At 67.4% G+C, this 20,102-nt stretch carries 20 protein-coding genes, 1 tRNA gene and 1 other RNA gene; 13 read left to right on the top strand and 9 right to left on the bottom strand.

Annotation, left to right across the window (positions count from 1 at the left end; genetic code table 11):
* Window positions 1-137: 137 nt before the first annotated feature.
* The 3 genes from ACU6WY_RS08690 to ACU6WY_RS08680 all read right to left on the bottom strand — a co-directional run bounded on the left by ACU6WY_RS08690 (window position 138) and on the right by ACU6WY_RS08680 (window position 4,897).
* Entirely contained in the window at window positions 138-1,547 is a 1,410-nt protein-coding gene (locus ACU6WY_RS08690) for an HNH endonuclease (RefSeq protein ID WP_483819272.1), read from the bottom strand.
* Between the two features lie 204 nt (window positions 1,548-1,751).
* The gene (locus ACU6WY_RS08685; protein WP_483819271.1) at window positions 1,752-3,512 is read right to left on the bottom strand and encodes a M28 family peptidase; all 1,761 of its coding nucleotides are present in this window, start codon (window positions 3,510-3,512) and stop codon (window positions 1,752-1,754) included.
* Window positions 3,513-3,673: 161 nt separating this feature from the next.
* Window positions 3,674-4,897 (bottom strand): MFS transporter, encoded by a 1,224-nt coding sequence (locus ACU6WY_RS08680; protein ID WP_483821883.1) that lies wholly within the window; start codon window positions 4,895-4,897, stop codon window positions 3,674-3,676.
* Window positions 4,898-4,968: 71 nt separating this feature from the next.
* On the opposite strand from ACU6WY_RS08680, the gene prfB reads away from it, so the two are divergent.
* The 4 genes from prfB (at window position 4,969) to smpB (ending at window position 8,634) form a co-directional block, all read left to right on the top strand.
* Entirely contained in the window at window positions 4,969-6,081 is a 1,113-nt protein-coding gene (prfB, locus tag ACU6WY_RS08675) for a peptide chain release factor 2 (RefSeq protein WP_483819270.1), read from the top strand.
* A 103-nt stretch (window positions 6,082-6,184) separates the two neighbouring features.
* Window positions 6,185-7,192: a cell division ATP-binding protein FtsE gene (gene ftsE / locus ACU6WY_RS08670; RefSeq protein WP_483819269.1), complete on the top strand. Its 1,008-nt coding sequence runs from the start codon at window positions 6,185-6,187 to the stop codon at window positions 7,190-7,192.
* The gene (ftsX, locus tag ACU6WY_RS08665) at window positions 7,189-8,106 is read left to right on the top strand and encodes a permease-like cell division protein FtsX (RefSeq protein WP_483819268.1); all 918 of its coding nucleotides are present in this window, start codon (window positions 7,189-7,191) and stop codon (window positions 8,104-8,106) included. Before ftsE ends, ftsX begins: the two co-directional genes overlap by 4 nt.
* 51 nt (window positions 8,107-8,157) lie before the next feature.
* Window positions 8,158-8,634 carry an SsrA-binding protein SmpB gene (gene smpB / locus ACU6WY_RS08660; protein ID WP_367726533.1) on the top strand — a complete coding sequence of 159 codons (477 nt, stop codon included), beginning with the start codon at window positions 8,158-8,160 and terminating at the stop codon, window positions 8,632-8,634.
* A 45-nt stretch (window positions 8,635-8,679) separates the two neighbouring features.
* Here smpB and ACU6WY_RS08655 read toward each other — a convergent pair whose 3' ends face one another.
* Window positions 8,680-9,333, bottom strand: a complete 654-nt coding sequence (locus ACU6WY_RS08655) for an SIMPL domain-containing protein (RefSeq protein WP_483819267.1) — start codon at window positions 9,331-9,333, stop codon at window positions 8,680-8,682.
* Window positions 9,334-9,464: 131 nt separating this feature from the next.
* Here ACU6WY_RS08655 and ssrA point away from each other — a divergent pair.
* The 4 genes from ssrA to ACU6WY_RS08635 all read left to right on the top strand — a co-directional run bounded on the left by ssrA (window position 9,465) and on the right by ACU6WY_RS08635 (window position 12,918).
* Window positions 9,465-9,834: a transfer-messenger RNA gene (ssrA, locus tag ACU6WY_RS08650) on the top strand.
* A 418-nt stretch (window positions 9,835-10,252) separates the two neighbouring features.
* On the top strand, window positions 10,253-10,669 hold the full coding sequence (locus tag ACU6WY_RS08645; RefSeq protein WP_483819266.1) for an SRPBCC family protein: 417 nt from the start codon (window positions 10,253-10,255) through the stop codon (window positions 10,667-10,669).
* A 25-nt stretch (window positions 10,670-10,694) separates the two neighbouring features.
* Entirely contained in the window at window positions 10,695-12,332 is a 1,638-nt protein-coding gene (locus ACU6WY_RS08640) for a UbiD family decarboxylase (protein WP_483819265.1), read from the top strand.
* Between the two features lie 19 nt (window positions 12,333-12,351).
* Complete coding sequence (locus ACU6WY_RS08635; RefSeq protein ID WP_483819264.1) at window positions 12,352-12,918, top strand: UbiX family flavin prenyltransferase; 567 nt, start codon at window positions 12,352-12,354, stop codon at window positions 12,916-12,918.
* Window positions 12,919-12,960: 42 nt separating this feature from the next.
* Here the strand turns inward: ACU6WY_RS08635 and ACU6WY_RS08630 are convergent, their stop codons facing one another.
* Window positions 12,961-13,500, bottom strand: coding sequence for a YaeQ family protein (locus ACU6WY_RS08630; RefSeq protein WP_483819263.1), 540 nt, complete (start codon window positions 13,498-13,500; stop codon window positions 12,961-12,963).
* 60 nt (window positions 13,501-13,560) lie between these two features.
* On the opposite strand from ACU6WY_RS08630, the gene ACU6WY_RS08625 reads away from it, so the two are divergent.
* On the top strand, window positions 13,561-13,815 hold the full coding sequence (locus ACU6WY_RS08625; RefSeq protein WP_483819262.1) for a hypothetical protein: 255 nt from the start codon (window positions 13,561-13,563) through the stop codon (window positions 13,813-13,815).
* Here ACU6WY_RS08625 and ACU6WY_RS08620 read toward each other — a convergent pair.
* Both ACU6WY_RS08620 and ACU6WY_RS08615 read right to left on the bottom strand, forming a co-directional pair.
* Window positions 13,806-14,384, bottom strand: a complete 579-nt coding sequence (locus ACU6WY_RS08620) for a hypothetical protein (protein WP_483819261.1) — start codon at window positions 14,382-14,384, stop codon at window positions 13,806-13,808. The genes ACU6WY_RS08625 and ACU6WY_RS08620 overlap by 10 nt on opposite strands.
* The gene (locus tag ACU6WY_RS08615) at window positions 14,381-15,205 is read right to left on the bottom strand and encodes an inositol monophosphatase family protein (protein ID WP_483819260.1); all 825 of its coding nucleotides are present in this window, start codon (window positions 15,203-15,205) and stop codon (window positions 14,381-14,383) included. The genes ACU6WY_RS08620 and ACU6WY_RS08615 overlap by 4 nt, the downstream gene beginning before the upstream one ends.
* 102 nt (window positions 15,206-15,307) lie before the next feature.
* Between ACU6WY_RS08615 and ACU6WY_RS08610 the strand changes: the two genes are divergently transcribed.
* Window positions 15,308-15,380, top strand: a tRNA-Lys gene (locus ACU6WY_RS08610).
* 193 nt (window positions 15,381-15,573) lie between these two features.
* Here the strand turns inward: ACU6WY_RS08610 and ACU6WY_RS08605 are convergent.
* Complete coding sequence (locus tag ACU6WY_RS08605) at window positions 15,574-16,185, bottom strand: TetR/AcrR family transcriptional regulator (protein ID WP_483819259.1); 612 nt, start codon at window positions 16,183-16,185, stop codon at window positions 15,574-15,576.
* A 115-nt stretch (window positions 16,186-16,300) separates the two neighbouring features.
* On the opposite strand from ACU6WY_RS08605, the gene ACU6WY_RS08600 reads away from it, so the two are divergent.
* The 3 genes from ACU6WY_RS08600 (at window position 16,301) to ACU6WY_RS08590 (ending at window position 19,417) form a co-directional block, all read left to right on the top strand.
* Window positions 16,301-17,209 carry an ABC transporter ATP-binding protein gene (locus tag ACU6WY_RS08600; RefSeq protein ID WP_483819258.1) on the top strand — a complete coding sequence of 303 codons (909 nt, stop codon included), beginning with the start codon at window positions 16,301-16,303 and terminating at the stop codon, window positions 17,207-17,209.
* A complete protein-coding gene (locus tag ACU6WY_RS08595) occupies window positions 17,206-18,804 on the top strand; it encodes an ABC transporter permease (RefSeq protein WP_483819257.1) in 1,599 nt (532 codons plus the stop codon). Before ACU6WY_RS08600 ends, ACU6WY_RS08595 begins: the two co-directional genes overlap by 4 nt.
* A 91-nt stretch (window positions 18,805-18,895) precedes the next feature.
* The gene (locus ACU6WY_RS08590) at window positions 18,896-19,417 is read left to right on the top strand and encodes an NUDIX hydrolase (protein WP_483819256.1); all 522 of its coding nucleotides are present in this window, start codon (window positions 18,896-18,898) and stop codon (window positions 19,415-19,417) included.
* A gap of 47 nt (window positions 19,418-19,464) precedes the next feature.
* Here ACU6WY_RS08590 and ACU6WY_RS08585 read toward each other — a convergent pair whose 3' ends face one another.
* Entirely contained in the window at window positions 19,465-20,076 is a 612-nt protein-coding gene (locus tag ACU6WY_RS08585) for a hypothetical protein (RefSeq protein ID WP_483819255.1), read from the bottom strand.
* Between the last annotated feature and the right edge of the window lie 26 nt (window positions 20,077-20,102).

Here is a 20,102-nt window from a genome sequence, read left to right as displayed (position 1 = left end):
GAGTGTTGCACCGTCGAGCGCGACCCCGGCGGCGGGCGTGTGTGGCGTGACCGGGGCGGCTGCCGCGCCGGCCGGGGCGCCTATCGGACGGCGCGCCGGTTCGAGGACGCAGATCAGCGTGCACGTCGATGCCGAGTTCAGAACGGGGCAGCATCGATCGAACCGTGGGGTGTGGCGTGCGGGGGTGACGACGACGCATCGTCGGGCTGGAACCGCACGTCGGGTGGTGCCCCCGCCCGTGCCTCGGCCACGGGGTACGGGTCGGGGGTGTCGATGTACACGCGTCCGGTGGGTGAGGTCCACTCGAGAACCCCCGCGCCGAGCTGTCGCACGCTCCACCGGGTGAACTGCTTCTGGGTGTGGTGGCGCTGGCACAGGCAGCAGAGGTTGCGGACGTCGGTGGAACCACCGAGCGCCCAATCGACGCTGTGGTCGATTTCGCACCGGATCGCGGGGGCGGTGCAGCCGGGCCACCGGCAGTGCCTGTCTCGCGCCCGCAGGTACCGGTCGATCGCGGCGGTGCGGTGGTAGGTGTCGGCGTGAAGGACGGCCCCGGTGACGGGGTGGGTGATGACCCGATCCCAGGGCACACTCGTGGTCTCGGCCAGGGTGCGCGCCGTGTCGGCATCGATCGGACCGTGGCCAACCAGTTCGGCGGGCAGAGTGTTCTCCCGTCCAGGTTGGAGCATCGTCAAAGCTGGCACCACCACCTGCACGCGGGCACGGATCTTGCCCAGGGTGCCGGGACCGTCCTCGGGGCGGGTGGGGTCGATCGTCGGGTCGGAAGTGAGAAGCAGATCGGCCAGCACGTCCGCTCGGACCTGATCCATCGTCCGCACGCCGGCTGCCGCTGCCGCTGCAGTCGGGGGCGCATCGAGGATGACCTGTGCCTGTTGGGTCAACCGATCGAGTACCGCCTCGGCGAGCACGGTGGGGAGGGTGGCGATGAGGTCGGACATTCCGTTCTCGCGCGGGACGACCCGCACGGCTCGGTGCTCTCTTCCTTCTCGATGGCGCTCGGTCAGCGTGGTCGGATGCAGGCGCTGCGCGGCCACGGTGAGCCGACCCTTCAGCCTGCCCGGGCTCAGCTCCTCGGCGAGAGCGGCGGCGAACGCGTCGTACTCGCCCCGCGTCTCGCGGGGGAGCTCGATTCCGACATCGGCGATCACCCGCACGTGTCGACGCGAGAGAACGCCGGCTTCCCACGCGGAGACGGTGGCGGGGAACGACTCCACGAGTGTCAGCGCCTCGTTGATCTCGCGTTGGACGGTGCGATCCGACGCGCGGCAGGCCGCAGCGATCTCGGACGCCACCTCCCGCATGGCCATATCCGACGCCCGCACGGGTGCCCGTGCGGAGGATGCGGCATCGAGGGCGAACCTGCCGGCGGTGGCGAGAGCGCGAACGCGCGCCACCTCGGCCACCGCGAGGGCGGCTTCGGCGGCGACGACGTTTCTGAGAAGCGCATCGAGCGTTGCCACCGGACCCGTCGGAGGCCGACCGGCGGCACCGGCCTCAGCGGATCCGCCTGGGACATTCGAAGACATGTTCCAATACTACGAAGCAGAGCCAACTTATCCCAGGTCTGCGGGCATATTCGTGGATAACTCGTCGCGGCGCCCGCCTGTGGAGGAGGGGCGAACCGACGTGCTCGAGACCCCCGAGCACCGGTGCTCCCACACCCCCGTGCTCGAGGCCCCCGAGCACCGGCGCTCCCACGCACCGGTGCTCGGCCAACCCCGGCTGGCGCTCTACGACGCCCTGTCACCGCGCGCGCGGCGCCGGTGCATGAGCGAGCCCGCGGCGATCAGTGTGCCGAGCATCAGCATCCCCACGCCGATCGCCGGGAGGGCGGATCCCTCGAGGTCTGATCCCGTCGTCGCGAGGGAGCCACGCGAGCCCGACCCGGCCCCCGGAGCCGCGGTCGCGCTCGGTGAAGCACTGGGCTGGCTGGTCGGCGTCGGGGTCGGAACCACCGGGGGAGGCGTCGGCTCCGGGGTCGGCTCCGCGGGTGCCTCTGCCGCATCCCACGCCAGCACCGCCGTCGCGTTGCCGATGGCACGCGCGAAGATGTCGATCGCGTCCCGGTTCACGTTCGCGAGAGTGTCCTGCGCCGTGTGGTAGTTGCGGTCCATGAAGACACCGGGGGTGCCGCCGAACAGAGCGGCCTGCTCCGCGGTCTTGATGTCGTCACCACCCGAGAACAGACCGCCCGAGGGGATGCCGTTGTCGATGAACGCCTGATAATCGGACCGCCCCGAGTATTCGGTGTCGATCCAGGGCTGATCGATGGCGTCGAAGTAGTCGGTGTAAATGCGCTCCAGGTCTTCCGAGCCCGCGGGGATAGGCACGTCCGCGGCGGGGAACGTCGAGCGATTTGCGTCGTAGACGCCGACGGTGAAATTCTCCGACCCGATCATGTCGTAGTTGAGGTAGGCCGAGATCCGCGCCAGCTCCGCCGGGTCATTCGTCTTGAGGTCGTCGACGTAGTACGTCGAGCCGACGAGATCGACCTCTTCGGCGCTCCAGAGCGCCAGCCGGATCCGCTTGTCGTTCGAGACGTCGGATGCCGCGATCTTTTCGGCGAGGGCGAGGATCGCCGCCGAACCCGAGGCGTTGTCGTTGACGCCGGGGCCCTCGGCCACACCGTCGAGGTGCGCGCCGATGACCACGGTGTCTTCGGGATCGCCGGCGATGCTGTCGGCGATGAGGTTGAAGGTCTTCCCGACGAGGAACTCCTTCTCGATCACCGCCGTCCCCTCAACTGGGGCATCGGCGGGCGCGGCGCCGATGAGCGCCGCGATCGTCTCGCCGGCCTCCTGCGGCAGCGTGGCCGCGGGCGAGTCGTCCTCGTTCCGCGCTCCGGATGCGACCTTCGTGAGCTGATCCGTGGGCGCGACGCCCTCTTCGGCGGGTCGGGCGTTGTTGTACACGAACACCGCGCCCGCGCCAGCGGCAGAGGCGAAGCCGATCTTTTCCTCGAACGCGCAGACACCGCGCTGCACGAGCACGACGGAGTCCTCCGGGACGTCCGCGAAGTCGTCCGCCGCGCACCCGAGGTGCGTGCCGTCGCCCGCGGTGGGCTGCGCGAGGATGCCGGTGTAGTCGCCGTCAGTCCCCTCGCTCAGGTCGAAGTGCGAACCCGCGTAGGCGGTGCCGTCGACGGTGAGTGTCACGTCGCCGAACCGCGAGTACGGCTGCTCGAACTCCTGTCGCGTCACCGTGAACGTACCGGTGTCCTCGAGCACCGTCTCGGCGTACTCCGCTGCGGCGGTGTAGCCCGGGCCGTAGAAGACGCGGTATTCCTCATCGGCGTACCGCTCGGTGATATCCGCCAGGGCGGTCAGATGCTCCATGACGTCGGCGCCGGTGACACCGAGGGTCTCCGGCGCCTCCGCCGCGGTGGCGGCGGGAGCGATCATCAGGGAGCCTCCGATGAGCGCGCCGGCCGCGACGACGCACGCCAGGCGCCGAGTGGGCGGGGGAGGGGAGAACAGGCTGTTGCTGGGCACGTGAATGTACCTCTCCGCGGGCGACGACGCCCGCATCATCCAGGGGGGAATGACACCTGCCACCGTGAGAAGGCGACAGTGGAGACGATTCTCACCACAAATTGCGGCGACGGACAATACGTGCAGGAATGTTTACGGACCGGAAACACTTGTCCGCGGTTTCATCGCTTCCGTGGAACGTACCGCGGCACCCACCGCGCGAACCCGGCCGCCCCCAGCCCCGCGATGACCCCCATCGCCCCGACAGCGACCGACAGCGACGCTGCCGCCGCGAGCGCCGAGACGAGGAGCGGAGCCGCCGCGCCGCCGGCATCCGTCAGTGTTCGCCACGAACCGAGGAACGGCGCCGGTTCCGCGGGGGGCGCCAGGTCGGCGCCGAGGGTGAGCAGGATGCCGCTGGACAGACCGTTGCCGACACCGAGCACGGCCGCGAACATCGCGAACCACATCTCGGCGTTGGGCAGGTCATGGGTGAACGAGAGGGCAACGAACCCGGCGCCCATGAGGATCATCGCCGGCAGCGCCGCCCACAGGCGCCCGAAACGGTCCATGACCTGTCCGCTGGCGTAGAAGAGGGCGAAGTCGATCGCTCCCGAGACGCCCACGACCACCGCGATCGTCGACGCGTCCACCCCCAGCGATACGCCCCACAGGGGGAGGGCCACTTGGCGGGCGGAGCGCACGGCCGACAGCGAGGCGGCCGCCAGGCCGAGTCGGGCGAGCACGCCGCGAAAGCGCCACATCGTCCGGAACACTCCCGTCCGCTCGACCGCGGGGACGGAGCCGGTGACGGGTTCGCCGGTGTCTTCGGCATCCACCGTGTCTTGCCCGACCGCGGCTTCATCGGTGACGGCGCGCTCGGGATCGGGCCCCAGGAACACCAGGAGAATCGTCGCCACCTGACAGATCGCGAAGAACGCGATCGACGCGGACTCGTCACCGAAGATCCCGAGAAGCGCTGCCGAGACGAACGGTCCGACGAACATGCCGAGGCGGAACGTCCCGCCCAGGAGCGACAGCGCCCGAGCGCGGAAGTGCAGGGGCACACGCGTCGTCATGAAGGAGTGCCGGGCCAGGGCGAAGGATGCCGCGCAGAAACCGATCAGGAACACCGCGGCCGCGAAGACCGCGAGCGAATCGGCGAGAACCACCCCCACGAGTCCGGCGAGAATGACGATGCCCGCGACGCCCATCGTGATGCGCTCGCCGAAGCGCGCCACCGCCCACCCCGCGGGGAGGTTGCCGCAGAGCTGCCCCACCACCAGCGCGGCAGCGATGAGGGCGGCGACCGGTACGTCGGCCCCCAGGCGGGTGGCGATCACCGGGATGAGGGGGATCACCGCGCCCTCGCCGAGGGCGAACAGCAGCGTGGGGCCGTAGATCATCGGCGCGAAGCGCACCAGCACGTTCCGGGGAGAGTCGGCTGTCACCGTCTCCACGATAGGCTTGATCTCAAATGCTCGAACTCGATTTGACCGCCGACATTCAGGCGCTGCGCTCGACCTTCGCCGATATCCAGGCCGTGGTCGACGTCGACGCACTCACCGCCGACATCGAACGCCTGAGCGAAGAGGCCGGTGCCCCCGACCTATGGGACGACGTCGACAACGCTCAGAAGGTCACGAGTCGTCTCAGCCACCGGCAGGCGGAGCTCAAGCGCATCACCGAGATCGAGCAGCGTCTCGACGACCTCGAGGTGCTTGTGGGCCTGGCGATCGAGATGGATGACGAGGACTCGGCCGAGGAGTCTCGCAAAGAGCTCGCGTCGCTTCGCGAGGTCATCGGCCAGCTCGAAGTGCAGACGCTCCTCGACGGAGAATACGACGCCCGCTCGGCGGTCGTCACGATCCGCTCTGGCGCCGGCGGCGACGACGCCACCGACTTCGCCGAGATGCTCCTGCGCATGTACCTGCGCTGGGCCGAGCGCCACAAGTACCCGGTGAAGGTCATGGACACCTCCTACGCCGAGGGTGCGGGCATCAAGTCGGCCACGTTCGAAATCGATGTGCCCTACGCCTACGGCACGCTTTCGGTCGAGGCCGGCACGCACCGACTCGCGCGCATCAGCCCGTTCGGTGGCGCCGACAAGCGTCAGACGAGCTTCGCGGCCGTCGAGGTCATCCCCGTCATGGAGGAGGCCGTCGAGGTCGAGGTGCCCGAAGGCGACATCCGCGTCGACGTCTTCCGTTCGTCGGGCCCCGGTGGCCAGTCGGTCAACACCACCGACTCCGCCGTGCGTATCACCCACCTCCCCACGGGTCTTGTCGTGTCGATGCAGAACGAGAAGTCGCAGATCCAGAACCGGGCCGCCGCCATGCGCGTTCTGCAGACCCGACTGCTCCTGCTCAAGCGCGAAGAAGAAGCGGCCAAGAAGAAAGAGCTCGCCGGCACCATTACGGCAAGCTGGGGCGACCAGATGCGCTCGTACTTCCTCTATGGCCAGCAGCTGGTGAAAGACCTCCGCACGGGCTACGAGGTCGGAAACCCCGCCGTGGTCTTTGACGGCGACCTCGACGGCCTGATCGCTGCCGGCATCCGGTGGCGCAAGCGCAAAGACGACGACGACTGATCGATGGATGCCGCACCCCGCGGCATCCATAGGACTCTCCCGGTTTCGCGACCCGGCGCGTCCTCTCGGGCTGGAACTGTCACGCGCTTAGGCTCGTCGAGCCATGATCCGGTTCGAGAACGTCACCAAGCGGTATCGCGGCACCACGAGACCGGCGCTCAACGCCGTCGACTTCGAGGTGCAGCGCGGAGAATTCGTCTTCCTCGTCGGGGCCTCCGGTTCCGGCAAGTCGTCGTGTCTGCAGCTCATCCTGCGGGCCGAGACACCCAGTGAGGGGAGGGTCGTCGTTCTCGGACGCGACCTGCGCACCCTGTCCAACCGCAAAGTGCCCTATTTCCGGCGGCACATCGGCTCGGTGTTCCAGGACTTCCGCCTGCTGCCTAACAAGACCGTGCACCAGAACGTCGCCTTCACGCTCCAGGTGACGGGCGCATCGCGGGGCTTCATTCAGCAGGCGGTTCCGGAGGTGCTCGCTCTCGTCGGGCTCGATGGAAAAGAGAAGCGCCTTCCCCACGAGCTCTCCGGTGGTGAGCAGCAGCGCGTCGCGATCGCGCGCGCGCTCGTCAACCGTCCCCAGGTGCTCCTCGCCGACGAGCCGACCGGAAACCTCGATCCCGGGACGTCCATCGACATCATGCAGCTGCTGGCGCGCATCAACGCCGGTGGCACCACGGTCGTCATGGCCACGCACGAGGCCGGCTTCGTCGACCAGATGCAGCGCCGTGTGATCGAGCTCCGCAACGGCGAGATGGTCCGTGACGAGCGTCGCGGTGGGTACGGCGACACGTCGAGCCTGCCGCGCCTGGCCCCCGAGGTCGAGAGGGGCGCCGCCGCAGTGGCAGCCCTGACCGCCGTGCTCGAGGTGCAGCGCGAGGTCGCCCACGTCACCGGTCCGGTCGAGCCGCTGCCGACCGTCGAACCCGTGCGGGTCGACCCGGTCACCACGGCGCCGGCGCCCGCGCCGGCTCCGGCAGCCTCCTCCGCGGAGCCCGGCACGAACACGCGTTCCGTTCCCGTGACGACCCCCGATGTGGATGCCCTCGGCCTCGCCGACCGGCTCGGCCTCGCCGACAAGAACGACCGCGACGACGAAGTGGGACCCACGACATGAGGTTCGGGCTCATCCTCTCGGAGGCCTTCACCGGCCTTCGACGCAACGCCTCGATGGTGATCTCGGTCATCCTCGTCACTTTCGTGTCGCTGACCTTCGTCGGCGCGGCGATGCTCATGCAGATGCAGATCGGCAAGATGCAGTCGTACTGGGCAGACCGTGCCCAGGTCGGCGTCTTCATGTGCGCGACCGTGTCCGACGCGCAATCCTGCACGGCCGGACAGGCCGCCAGCCAAGAGCAGATCGACGCGGTGCGGGCCACCCTGGACGGCCCGGCGCTGGCGCCCCTGATCCGTAACTACACGTTCTCGACCGCCGATGAGGTCTTCGCAGATGCGCAGAGCCAACTGCCGGCCGACATCGCCGGGGTCGTGACCGCCGATCAGTTCAATGCGACCTTCAGCATCAACCTCATCGACCAGAGTCAGTCCGACGTCATCTCCGAGGCGTTCAGCAACCGGTCGGGCGTCGAGGAGGTGACCGACCAGATGCAGTATCTCGAGCCGCTGTTCCAGACGCTGACCGTCGCCACCTACGTCGCGGTCGGAATCGCCGGCCTCATGCTCATCGCGGCCGTTCTGCTGATTGCTACGACCATCCGGCTGTCGGCCTTCGCCCGGCGGCGCGAGCTGGGGATCATGCGGCTCGTCGGCGCCTCGAACCGCTTCATCCAGACCCCGTTCATCCTCGAGGGTGTTCTGGCCGCCCTCATCGGCTCGGCGCTTGCGAGTGTCGCCGTGTGGGCGATCGTCGGGGTCGGCGTCAACCAGTACCTGCGCGACCGGATCGGCTTCATCACCTCGTGGGTCGGGGTCGCCGACGTGGCGATCGTCATTCCGATCATCGTGGTGATCGGTGTGCTGTTGGCCGCACTGAGCGCGGGCTTCGCGATCCGACGCTGGCTGCGCGCCTGATCGCGTAGACTGAAGGGCTCTGTGTGCCCGCAATCATGAGGAGGTGGCACCGTGCCTCGTGAGCAGGGTGAAAAGCTCATCGCGTCCAACAAGAAGGCGCGCCACGACTACGCCATCGAGAAGACGTACGAGGCGGGTCTTGTGCTGACCGGCACCGAGGTGAAGTCGCTCCGGCAGGGGCGGGCGAATCTCACCGACGGGTACGCGTACATCGACGGCGGTCAGGCCTTTCTCGACGCTGTCCATATCCCCGAGTACTCGCAGGGGCACTGGACCAACCACTCGGCCAAGCGCACGCGCAAGCTCCTCCTGCACAAGGAAGAGATCATCAAGCTCTCGCACGCCGTCGCGGCCGGAGGCTATACCCTCGTGCCGCTGCGGCTGTACTTCCTCGACGGCCGTGCCAAGGTCGAGATCGCTGTCGCGAAGGGCAAGCGCGAGTTCGAGAAGCGTCAGACCATTCGCGAGCGCGAAGACAAGCGCGAGGCCGAGCGCGCGATGCGCACGAAGAACCGCTTGGGTGACTGACCCCGAACCCACTGGTGAAAGGTCAGCCCGTGCGCAAACTCAGCCTCATTCGGCGCGGAAACGCCCCTCGACGACGGCGCTCACGACGATCTCGGGCGGCTGCAGACTGAACGAGGGCCCGGCATCCGCCATGGCCATCAGGCGCGCTCCCTTGAACGCGGCCGCCTCCGGGCGCACCTCGAGCAGTCCCGCGTCGGCGATCTCGACGGCGGTGACGGATGCCAGCCCCAGCGCGTCCGCATACGCCGTGGCGCGCTCGACGGCGACGTGGACCGCGTCGGAGGCGACCTCTCCCTCCACGCGGACGCGCGTCGCGCGCGACAGCCGCCAGTCGACGGCCGTGACCTGCACGTCGTCGGATTCGGTCACGTCGCCGAGCCACCACGACAGTGCTCCGGCGTCGGTGAACGTGGCCGACACCTCGACGCTCGCGTGGTGCACGAGGGGGAGCTGGGCGCCGTCGCTACTCCACGGTCGGTCCGACCAGACAGACACGCGCGCGCTCGACCACTCCGACACCTCGCCCGACCGCAGGTGCGCAACGAGTCCGTCTTGCACGGATGCCGCCCGCTCCTGCGCGCGCTCCACCACCGGCCCGCGGGTGGGGCCGTCTGTCGAGACGGTCACGCGGACGGCGGCCTCCTCGGCGCGGACCCGCGTTTCGCTCTCGCCCCGGACGGTGATGATGACGTGGCTCATGCGGGGAGCATACGCGAGCGCGTGGGAATGGCCCAGGATACGGATCCGTTGTAGACTGTGACGCTCGGGTGTCTCGGCATCCGATTGGTAAGTCAACAGTGTGACGATGGTCGCTCCTACACGGAGTTCCCGGGGCTGATCGGTTTCGACAGCGCCTGCGAACCCGCGAGAAGCGGGCCGAGGATGTGGGGTTATCTCGTAAACGCTCCCTGCAAAACTATAAGTGCCGAAACCAAGCGCACTGACTTCGCCCTCGCTGCGTAAGCGAGCCCGATAGTCCGTCAGACCGTGTGTGACCCCGCCACGGATTCTGGCGTCATTTAGGGGTCTTGCTGTGTGACGGCGTCCGGACGTCACGCGGGACTTTTCCCGGACTGGGCCTGTCGACTTAGGTGTCTGTGACAAAGGTCGGGGCCGAGTAGAACGTCTGCACAGACTGCGCCCGGAGAAAACGCGGAGACCCAGCGTTGGACGGGGGTTCGATTCCCCCCAGCTCCACCATGTGAGGCTTATGAGAAACACCGTCCGAAGAGGAGCCGGTGAAGAGGTAAGCCCACGCCGTCGTCACACTGTTGGAGTACAGGAGACCGCCCTTCGGGGCGGTCTTCTGCTTTCTGTCGTTCTCGTCTGGAGCCGCGATCGCAGCGTCCACTCGTGGAAGGAGCGCCCACGGGTGCGGGCCTTCAGAGAAACCGAGATAATGCGCAGTCGTTCGCCGCGTTGCAAGAATGCGCATGGCGACTGTTCCTGGTGCTTGCGCCCAGTTGTGCTCGGGATCTGCGAAGCCAGCGACCGCGAGTCCCTGAAGGGGTTCCTCGGGGGCCGCGCCCTTCCGCCCAAGAATCTTCACGCGCCGTTAGGTGCGATCGCGCGCGGAGACGGCCATGATGAGGACGGAACCCACCATGGAGGAGATCCCGTGCCCGAGCTGCGCCATCGCATCCGCATTTCCGCACCTCTTAGCCCGGTGTGGTCAGCCCTGACCACAGCCCAGGGCTTGCAGGCGTGGTGGGCGCCGGACGTCGAAGTGGATGAAGCCGGTGGCTACGTCAGTGTCAAGGCCGGTTCGGCCAACTTCGTCTGGAGCGCGAAGAACAACGGCGAGAGCGGGATCGTCGAATGGACCTGCCTCGAGGGCCCGGGCAGTTCTCCCGGATCGGTTGTGACGTTCGCTGTGGCAGCGGACGACGACGATCACACGGTCGTGACACTCGTCCACGAGGGCTGGACAGAGGAAGACCCGAACATCGAGGCATGTAACACGCGCTGGGGGGGACTTCTGCATGCGCTGAAGAACGCCTCGGAGCAGAGCCGGCCCGCGCCCGTTTACCGCTGACCGAACCTCCGAAAGAGCATTCATCATGCCTCAGCAGTCTTTGACCGAGTTCGTCGATGCCATGGAAGCCGCTGGGCTGCTGGTTCGCGTCACGGATGAAAAGCGTGTCGACGAGCTTCCCCAAGTGATGGAAGATCATCCGGAGACGGCCGTTCTGGTCGAGAAGATCACCGGGTGCGAGTTCCAGTTCCTCGCCAACGCCTACTCGAACCAGGATCAGTACGCCTGGGCGATGGGCTGCACGAAGGCCGAGACCGGTCAGAAGATGGTCGCGGCCTCGGAGGGCCGGGTGAAGCCGGTCGTCGTCGACACCGCCCCGTGCAAGGAAGTGATCCTCACCGGCGACGACGTGGACCTCACCGTGCTTCCGATGTTCCTGCACCATGAGCGTGACGGACATTCCTATACGGACGACAATCTGGTGATCTCGAAGGATCCGGAGACCGGTGTCTACGACTGGGGCTTCTATCGCTCGATGTACCGCGCCAAGAACGAGCGGGCGTTCGACATGACCTGCACGTCGCACCGCGCACGCATCAACGCGCAGAAGGCTGCCGCGATGGGCAAGAATCTCGAGATCGCTGTGGTCATCGGCGGCCCGATCCTCGACAAACTGGCCGCGCTCAAAGGGTTCCCGCCTGATGTGGACGACTTCGAGGTCTTGGGGAGCTTCTACGGAGAACCGGCGAAGCTCGTCAAGTGCGAGACCATCGACCTGATGGTGCCTGCGAACGCCGAGGTCGTGCTCGAGTGCGAGCTCATGGCCACGGAGGGATGGGTGCACGACGAGGCGCCCTTCGGCGAGTTCACCGGAATGTACGGCGGCGGCCTGAAGCACAACGTACGCGCGATCGTGAAGGCGATCACCTACCGCAAGGGCGGGATCTTCCAGTACGCGACCATTGGCGGGCACCACCCGTGGTTCACCGACAACATGCTCCAGCTGCCTGCGATGGAGGCAGATCTCTTCGGCGCTTTGAAGGACTCCGCCCTCGATGTCCTCGAGGTCCGCGCCGATCCGGGAGGCCTGAGCAACATCGCCTACGCGAAGATCCGTAAGCAGGGCGCCGGTGATGCCAAGCAGGCACTGGCCGTGATGCTGGGCGCGTCGAAGATGGCCATACCGAAGCTCGCCTACGTCTTCGATGAGGACGTCGATATCTGGGATGACCACCAGATCAAGTGGGCAATGGCATTCCGCTTCGACCCGGTGCGCGACACCGTCATCCTGCCGCAGATGAACACCATGACGGTCGACCCGATGATCGCCAAGAATGATCCTCCCGCCACGATCTCGAAGATCGGCTTCGACTGCACCATCCCCTGGGGCGACCAGTGGACGCAGAGCGATTTCCAACGCTCCGCCGCGTATGTGCTCGGTGAGCCCGAGGATGAAGTCACCGCCATGAGCGAGGACGAGATCACCACAGAGATGGAGTCCTTCATCACAGCGGCTCCGCGCTCGTGGAAAGACATCCTGGAGCACTTCCGGGGTCAGCACTACCGGGACGTGTACCGGGCCTTCAGCACGCTTCGGCCGCGCCTGGGACGCGTCGTGGAGCCGCCGTTCTTCCCGTATACGTTCAACGAGGGCGGCGACTTCGTTGGAGAACTCACGCCCCAATCGCCAGCGCGAGTCGACCGCCTGCACCATGAATCCTGAAGCCGGGCAACGTCCACGGATGATCGTGGGCATCACCGGCGCCACCGGCATCGTCTACGGTGTCCGCGTCCTCGAGGCACTTCGTGCGATGGATGTGGAGACCCATCTCATCGTGTCAAAGCCGGGCGAGATGACGCGCGCGTACGAGACGGACTTGAGCGCGAAGGACCTGCGCGGCCTTGCCGACTATGCTTACGCGCCCGGCGACATCGCGGCGCCGATCGCCAGCGGCTCCTTCCGCGTGATGGGGATGATCGTCGCACCCTGCTCGGTGCACACGCTCAGCGAGGTCGCGGTCGGATCGGCGGGCACGCTCATGGCCCGCGCGGCCGACGTTGTGCTCAAGGAGCGACGGAGACTCGTGCTCATGGTCAGGGAGACCCCGTTGCACGCGGCTCACCTGAAGAACATGCTCGCCGTCACCGAGATGGGCGGCATCATCTTCCCGCCCGTCCCCGCGTTCTATACCCGACCCGAGTCGGTCGACGAGATCGTGCGACAGAGCGTCGGACGTGCACTGGACCTCTTTGACCTCGACACCGGCGACTTCCCCCGCTGGAGCGGGGGCCAGGACCGCGCTCGTTGAGGCGGCAGACCACTCGGTTTCGAGCCAGGGCGGCATGCGCGATCAGGCGGCGGAACGCGTCTGGACGTCGCTCTCGCCGGAGGCGTCGTTGAGCTCGAGGTAGAGGCGTCCCTCGGTGCGCGTGAGGGTCGCGGTGTTGCGGCGTTCGATCGCGCCGGCCATCCGCTCGACGAAGCCGGCGTCGAAGGAGTGCAGCAGCACCTCGTCGCCGCGGTGGATGCGCTTGCCGGCCCAGGGGGCGGCGACCTTCTCGGGGTCGCGGTGGGTGTACACGGCGACCCGCTCGGCCTTCATGCTGCCGGTGTGCAGGCGGGCGGCATCCGGTGCTCCGACTTCGATCCACGCGACCAGCGCGCCGGTGAGATCGCGCACCATCACGGCAGGCTCGTCGGTCGCGGACACGCCCTCGCTGAAGGCGATGCCCTCCTCGAATTCGAGGCAGTAGGCGAGAACGCGCGTGAGCATGTACGCGTCGGTCTCGGAGGGATGCCGGGCGACGCGCAGCGGCAGTTCGTCGTAGACGCCCCGGTCGATGTCGGAGAGCTGCACCGTGAAGGTATGAATGGTCGCGCCGATAGCCACGACGACCGAGCCTACGTCACCGGCTTGCCCGCGGCGGTGCGGGCGACCTAGCGTCGGAGCATGTCCGATCCCCGCGCGCAGAGCATCGACGTCGGTCCTGTTCAGCTCGACCATGACGGTTCCGCGATCTGGACGGCGACGGGGTCGCGCACGCCTGACGGTGCCGCATCAGCCGCGTGGGGCGACTGGGTCGCTCTCGCTCACCGCATCCTGCAGACGGACGCGCTCTGGCGCGAGCGCGAGGCGCGCGGCGATGCGTGGGACCAGGGCCACGCGGCATCCGGGAATCCCGGAGCAGAGAATCCCTACCGCTGAGCCGGCGGCCACTCGACGAGAATCAGGCTCTGCTTGGTGTCGGCGACCTTCACCCAGCCGTCGCCGAAGAGGTAGGTGATGCCGTAGCCGTCGGCATCTTTCCCGATCGCCCAGTCGGGGTTCTCGGTGACGTAGACCGTGCCATCGGCGCCGTCTTCACGCGACCAGCCAGCGCTGAGGAGGTCACGCTCGGCCTTCTGTGCGGTGGCCTGATCGATCGGGGCCCATCCGAACATCTGGATGCGGTCACTGGTGACCGAGTTGTCTCCCCATTTGCACTGGATGCCGTCGGGGATCTCGGTCGCGCCGATCCGGAACGTTTCGACCTGGACGCCCCAGCCGAGGCTGCTGAAGTCTGCGGCCGTCGTGCGGGGAATGATCGTCTCGCAGGTGGGCTCGGTCGCACCGGTGTCGGGTTCGGGGGAGGGGGAAGATCCGCCGGCATCCGCGGACGCGGTTGGGGTCGGGGTCGTGGTGACCTCGGGGCCCGGGGCGGCCGCGGTGGGGGCACACGCGCTCAGACCGACGGCCAGCAGCGCGATGGCGGCGGGAATACCGAGTCGCTTCACACCTGGGCCTCTCCGTGAAGGAACGTGAGGAACGTGTCGTGCAGCACGCCATTGGTGGCGAGCGAGGACTCGGCGTCGAGACGGTCGGACCCGTCGAACGCGGTGAACCGTCCGCCGGCCTCGCGGACGATGGGTGCGATCGCGGCGATGTCGTACTCCTTCACCCCGAACTCGGCCACGAGCTCGAGCCGGCCTTCGGCGAGCCACATGTACGGCAGGGCGTCACCGTAGGCCCGATCGCGCCACACGGCGCGCGCCAGCCGCTCTAGCGTGGGGACGAGGTCGACATCGTCCCACTGCTCGATGCTCTGGAAGCTGATGCTCGCGTGCTCGATCTCGTCGACGGCGGATACCTGGATGCGACGCGGGTCGCCGTCGCGCCCATTGGTCCAGGCGCCCTGTCCGGTCTCGGCCCACCAGCGGCGTCCGATCGCGGGCTGGCTCACAACCCCGACCGTGGGGATGCCGTCAATGGTCAGCGCGATGAGCGTCGCCCAGACAGGGATGCCGCGCATGTAGTTGTGCGTGCCGTCGATCGGATCGATGACCCACCGCCGCGCGGTGTCGCCGGTGGTGCCGTACTCCTCGCCCAGGATCGCGTCGCCGGGACGCTCGGCATCCAGGATCGCCCGAATGGCGCGCTCGGTCGCGAGGTCGGCCTCGGTGACATGCGTGCGGTCGGGCTTGGTGTCGATACGCAGGTCGGTGGCGTCGAAGCGCTCCATGGCCACCGCGTCGGCGGCGTCGGCGAGGCGCAGCGCCAGGGCGAGGTCGTCGCTCAGTGCAGTGGCGGGCGAGAGGGGCTCGTCGGAGGTGGGCACGGCTCCAGGATATCGGGCGTCCCCGGCTCGATTTGGCGTGGTCGCGTCACGCCTGGTAACGTAATCCCTCGGTTCGGAACGCAAAATCTGAGCCGACACAACGCACCTCTAGCTCAATCGGCAGAGCAACTGACTCTTAATCAGTGGGTTCTGGGTTCAAGTCCCAGGGGGTGCACCGTCGAACCGCCCCACATCTAGGTGTTCTAGATGCGGGGCGGTTCTTTCGTTCCGCGGTTGTGAAGTCATTCAGGATGCCTCTCGGTCCGCGCGGCATCCGAGTGCGAGCATGCGGCATCGTCGAGAGACCGCACGGGCCATTTTTCGCCGCGGTGGGTGGGCTTCCGGTTCTGAGTGAGGAAGGCCATCGACTAATAGTCGGCCAGGTATTTCTGGACGGCTGGCGCCACCGAGTCGACGAGTTCTTCACGGCTCATCTCGACGAGCATGGGAAGCCGGATGATGTGGCGCCCGATCGCCACTCCGAAGAGGTGTGTGGCGGCAAGCGCGAATCCCCTCATCCGCCCGTCCTTCCCGGGTGGGAACGGGGCTGTCTCCTGGATGCGGCCGCCGACGATGTCGAGCAGCAGGGGGACTCCGTTCGGGGAGGTCATCGCGGAGCGGACGAGTCCCATGAGGATCGGGCGCATTTCCTCGTCGTCCCAGAGCCCGAGATAGGCGTCGGCAACCCGTCGACCCCGCGACTCGGGTGGGCCGGCCAGTGCGGCGCCGATGCGTTCGGGGATGACGGTGCGATCGGCCATGGTGGTGGCGAAGAGGGTTGCCTTGTCGCCGAAGAAGTGCCTGATCAGAGCGGAATCTACGCCAGCGCGCGAAGCGATCGCTCGGACGGAGGCCTTCTCGAATCCGTGCTCCGAGAACAGGTCTCGGGCGGCGTCGAGAATGGCGGCGCGCGTGTCGCTATCGCCTCCGCGGCGCCCGACGGGACGCTTCGCGGGCGGGTCAGGGGGAGCGGGTGTCACGGCACCAGCGTAGACGACGTGAAATTAATTCCCCATGTGTGGAATTAAAGCCCTACACTCTCTCGTGATGAGGTCCGCAAACGAAGACGGACACAGAGAGAAGGAGGACGTACTGATGAGCGCGGATGCGGTGGTCGAAGCTCGAGGGCTGACGAAGTCGTTCGGGCGGTTTCACGCCCTGAACGGCATCGACCTGGAGGTCGGGCGGGGGGAGGTGCACGGATTCCTCGGGCCCAACGGGGCCGGCAAATCCACGACGATTCGTGTGCTCCTGGGACTCCTCCGCGCCGACGGGGGCGTGGCGAGAGTGCTCGGCGGTGACCCGTGGAAGGACGTTGTCGCCCTGCACCGGCGTCTCGCGTATGTTCCGGGCGACGTTTCGCTGTGGCCCGGGATGACCGGCGGGGAGGCGATCGACCTCCTCGGTTCGCTTCGCGGAGGCCTCGATGAGGGACGACGCCGCGAGTTGGTCGAGCGATTCGAGCTCGATCCCACCAAACGAGGTCGGCAGTACTCGAAAGGCAACCGGCAGAAGGTTGCGATCGTGGCCGCGCTGTCGTCGAACGTGGAGCTGCTGATCCTGGACGAGCCGACGAGCGGCCTGGACCCGCTGATGGAGAACGTCTTCCAAGAGGTTGTCGCGGAAGCGAAGGCGCGCGGAACCTCGGTGTTGCTGTCCAGCCACATCCTTGCCGAGGTCGAGACGCTCGCGGACCGGCTCTCGATCATCCGCGAGGGCAGGATCGTGCAAACCGGAAGTCTTGCCCAGTTGCGCGGCTACGCCCGCACCTCCGTCCACGCCGTATTGGATCGCGCGCCGCAGGCGGGGTCTCTGACCGCGCTGCACGACCTGCACGTGGACGGAAGAACGGTCACGGCGACGGTGGATGCGGATCGGATCGGGCAGGCGATGACGGCGCTCACGCCCTACGGTCTGGCGTCTCTGACGGTCGAACCGCCGTCGCTGGAGTCGTTGTTCCTGCGGCTCTACGAGCCCGACGACGAGATGGTGGCGACCCGATGAGCGCCTCGGCTCTGGTCGGTACGGCGCCGCTGCTGCGCGTCTTTGTACGGCAGGACGGACGGCGCAGCTTCGCGCCGTGGGTCATCGCCGCGACCGCGCTGGCGGCGTCCTCGGTGGTCCTTTACCCGCTGATCTTCCCGGAACAGCAGGACCGCATGGCTCTGGCGGCAGCCGTCGGGTCCAATCCCGCGCTCAGTCTCATCCTCGGGCCGGCCTTCGACCTGTCGACCAACGATGGCTTCGCCGCGTGGCGCTCGCTCGCCCTCGGCGGATTCTTCACCGCGCTGGGTGCGATCTTCACCGTCGCCCGCGCGACGCGCGGACAAGAGGACTCCGGGCAGGCCGAGCTTCTCGCCTCGGGAGTGCTGGGGCGCTTCAGTCGCCTGCTCGCCGGGGTTGGCCTCGCCTTCATCGGCTCGCTGCTCGTGGGCACGGTCGCCGGTGTCGCGACCGGCCTCTGCGGCGGAGCCTGGGAGTCTTCGCTCCTGATCGGAGCCACGTTCACCGCGTCGGGCTGGATGTTCGCCGTTGTGGCCGCGATCGCCGCGCAGCTGGGCTCGGATGCTCGCACGGCAGGTTCGCTCGCCATCGGCATTCTCGGGACCCTGTTCGTGCTGCGGGGCTTCAGTTACGCCGTGGAAGCGCCCGAGTGGACGATCTGGGTCAATCCCCTCGGCTGGATGACCGAGACCCGGCCGGCGAGTGGGACTCACTGGTGGCCGCTGCTGCTGGCTGTCACGTTCAGCGTGGTCGGGCTCGCGATCGCCCTCGTGCTGCAGGCTCGGCGCGACTTCGGTCAGGGCCTCATCGCCCCGCGCCCGGGCCCCGCACGAGGACGCGTTCGCTCCACGTGGCATCTGGCCGTGCGGGTCAACGAGGGATCGATGATCGTCTGGGCCGTCGCGTTCCTGGCCCTCGGGTTGGTCTTCGGCTACTTCGCCACCTCGATCCGCGACATCCTCGAGGGCAACGCCGCGGTGGCGCAGATCCTCGCCGCCGGCGCCACCACCCCCGACGGCCTGATCTCGGCCTTCCTCGTGACGATCCTCAGCCTCGTGGGCATCATCGCCGCCATCCCCGGCGTGCAGACCGTGCTCAAGGTTCGCAGCGAAGAGCAGGACGACCGCGCGGAGCCCGTCCTCGCCGCCGCGGTCGGGCGCACACGCTACTTCGCGAGCAGCGTGGTCGTCGCCCTCGCCGCACCCGCGCTGTACGTGCTGCTTGCCGGCCTCGTCATCGCGGCGATGGTCTCCGGCGCCGACCTCGGTGTGAGCTTCGGCGACGTCATGGCTCAGGCTCTTGCGACCGTCCCGGCGGTGGCGACCGTGATCGCCGTCGCGGCCGCGGTCGTCGGCGCGCGGCCGCGCCTCTCTCCTGCCGCGTGGGTGGGCGTCGTCGCGGCGTTCGCGCTCACCATCCTGGGACCGACCTTCCGACTGTGGGATGAGGTGCTTGCCATCAGTCCGTTCTGGCACATCCCCGACGTCACGGCCGTGGACGTCGACTGGTCGGGGCTCGGATGGATCTCCCTCGCTACGGCGGTGTTCCTCGTTGCCGGATTCGTGGGATTCCGCCGACGCGACATCGCGCGATGACGCAGCGAGGGCCGGCGGCCGGGTGAGCTCTTTCGGTTTCTCCCGGGTGTCGGCTCTCGCGTCCGCGCCGGTGTGGCGGGAGGATGGTGGCATGGCCGACGACGAGATGTGGGACGTCACCGACGTCCAGGGCACCCCCACCGGAGTACTTCACCGGAGAGGCGACGGGCCGGTGCCGGCGGGGTCGTTCCACATCGTGGCATCCGTGTGTGTGGTGGCATCCACCGGTCGGGTGCTCGTGAGTCGGCGTGCGGAGGGTAAGGAATACCCGCTCGCGTGGGAGTTCCCGGCCGGCAGTGCGTTGCGGGGCGAGTCGAGCCGTCGCGGCGCGATCCGAGAGCTCGACGAAGAGGTGGGAATTTCCGTCCTTTCGGATGAACTTGTGCTCGTGGGGCGCGTCGTCGAAGACCGTGCGCTGTTCGACCTGTGGATCACACGCGTCGATGGCGAGCCTGGCGTCGTGGTTGATCTCGAGGAAGTTCGGGAGGCCGAGTGGGTTGATATCGCCGAGGTGCGTCGGCGGTGGGAGGCGGGTCTGTTCGCCGCGCCCTGGAACGTTCGGTTCGATCAGCTCTGGGATGAATTGGAGCACGCGGTGCGGGGTGAGGAGTGACCGACCTCGCGCGCATTGTCGCGGTCGCCGTCCGGCAACGCTGAGCGTTATGGGGAGTGTTCTTCGTCGTAGGGCTGCGTGGCTTCGATGGAGTCTTGTGGGTCGGGTAGTTCGTAGTAGTTGTTGGTGAGGCGTTCTTCTCGGTCGCCGTCGTTTTCGTTGAGTTCTCCGTCTTCGAGGACGGCGTTGCGAAAGATGTTGGACGCGGCGTACAGGATCATCGCTGCGTCTTTGCGGCGGATAGCGCGGAATACGTCGACGGCCGCCAGGAATGCGGTGCTGTCCATTGCCCAGGCGTGCCATAGCCCGCCGTTCATGATGAGCCCATGAACCTGCAGCGTCTGGTCGAGGGCGGCTCCGGACACCTTTGCTGGCGTACGAGGCTCGGGATCCGGGACACTATCCAGGACGAGCGAGCCATCGTCGAATTGCGACAATGTAATCTTCGCACGAAAGCTGTTGAAGTCGGACCCGCGCGCGAACTCTTCCACAACCGTGCGCGCGCGATCTGTCGCAAAGACGAGGGAATCCCTGGCGGCGCTAAATCGAACGTCGGCGTTCTCGTCGTCGAGAAGGCTGACGATCGCGGCCCGACCTTCTTCCGATGCAATCAATCTCAAGTACTCGCGCTGAACATCATTTGCGAGGCGGTTCGCCAATCGAACGCTGGGCTCATTCCGATATC

It is taken from the genome of Microbacterium sp. ZW3a, from assembly GCF_057167165.1.
This window is presented reverse-complemented; position numbering and strand designations above follow the sequence as displayed.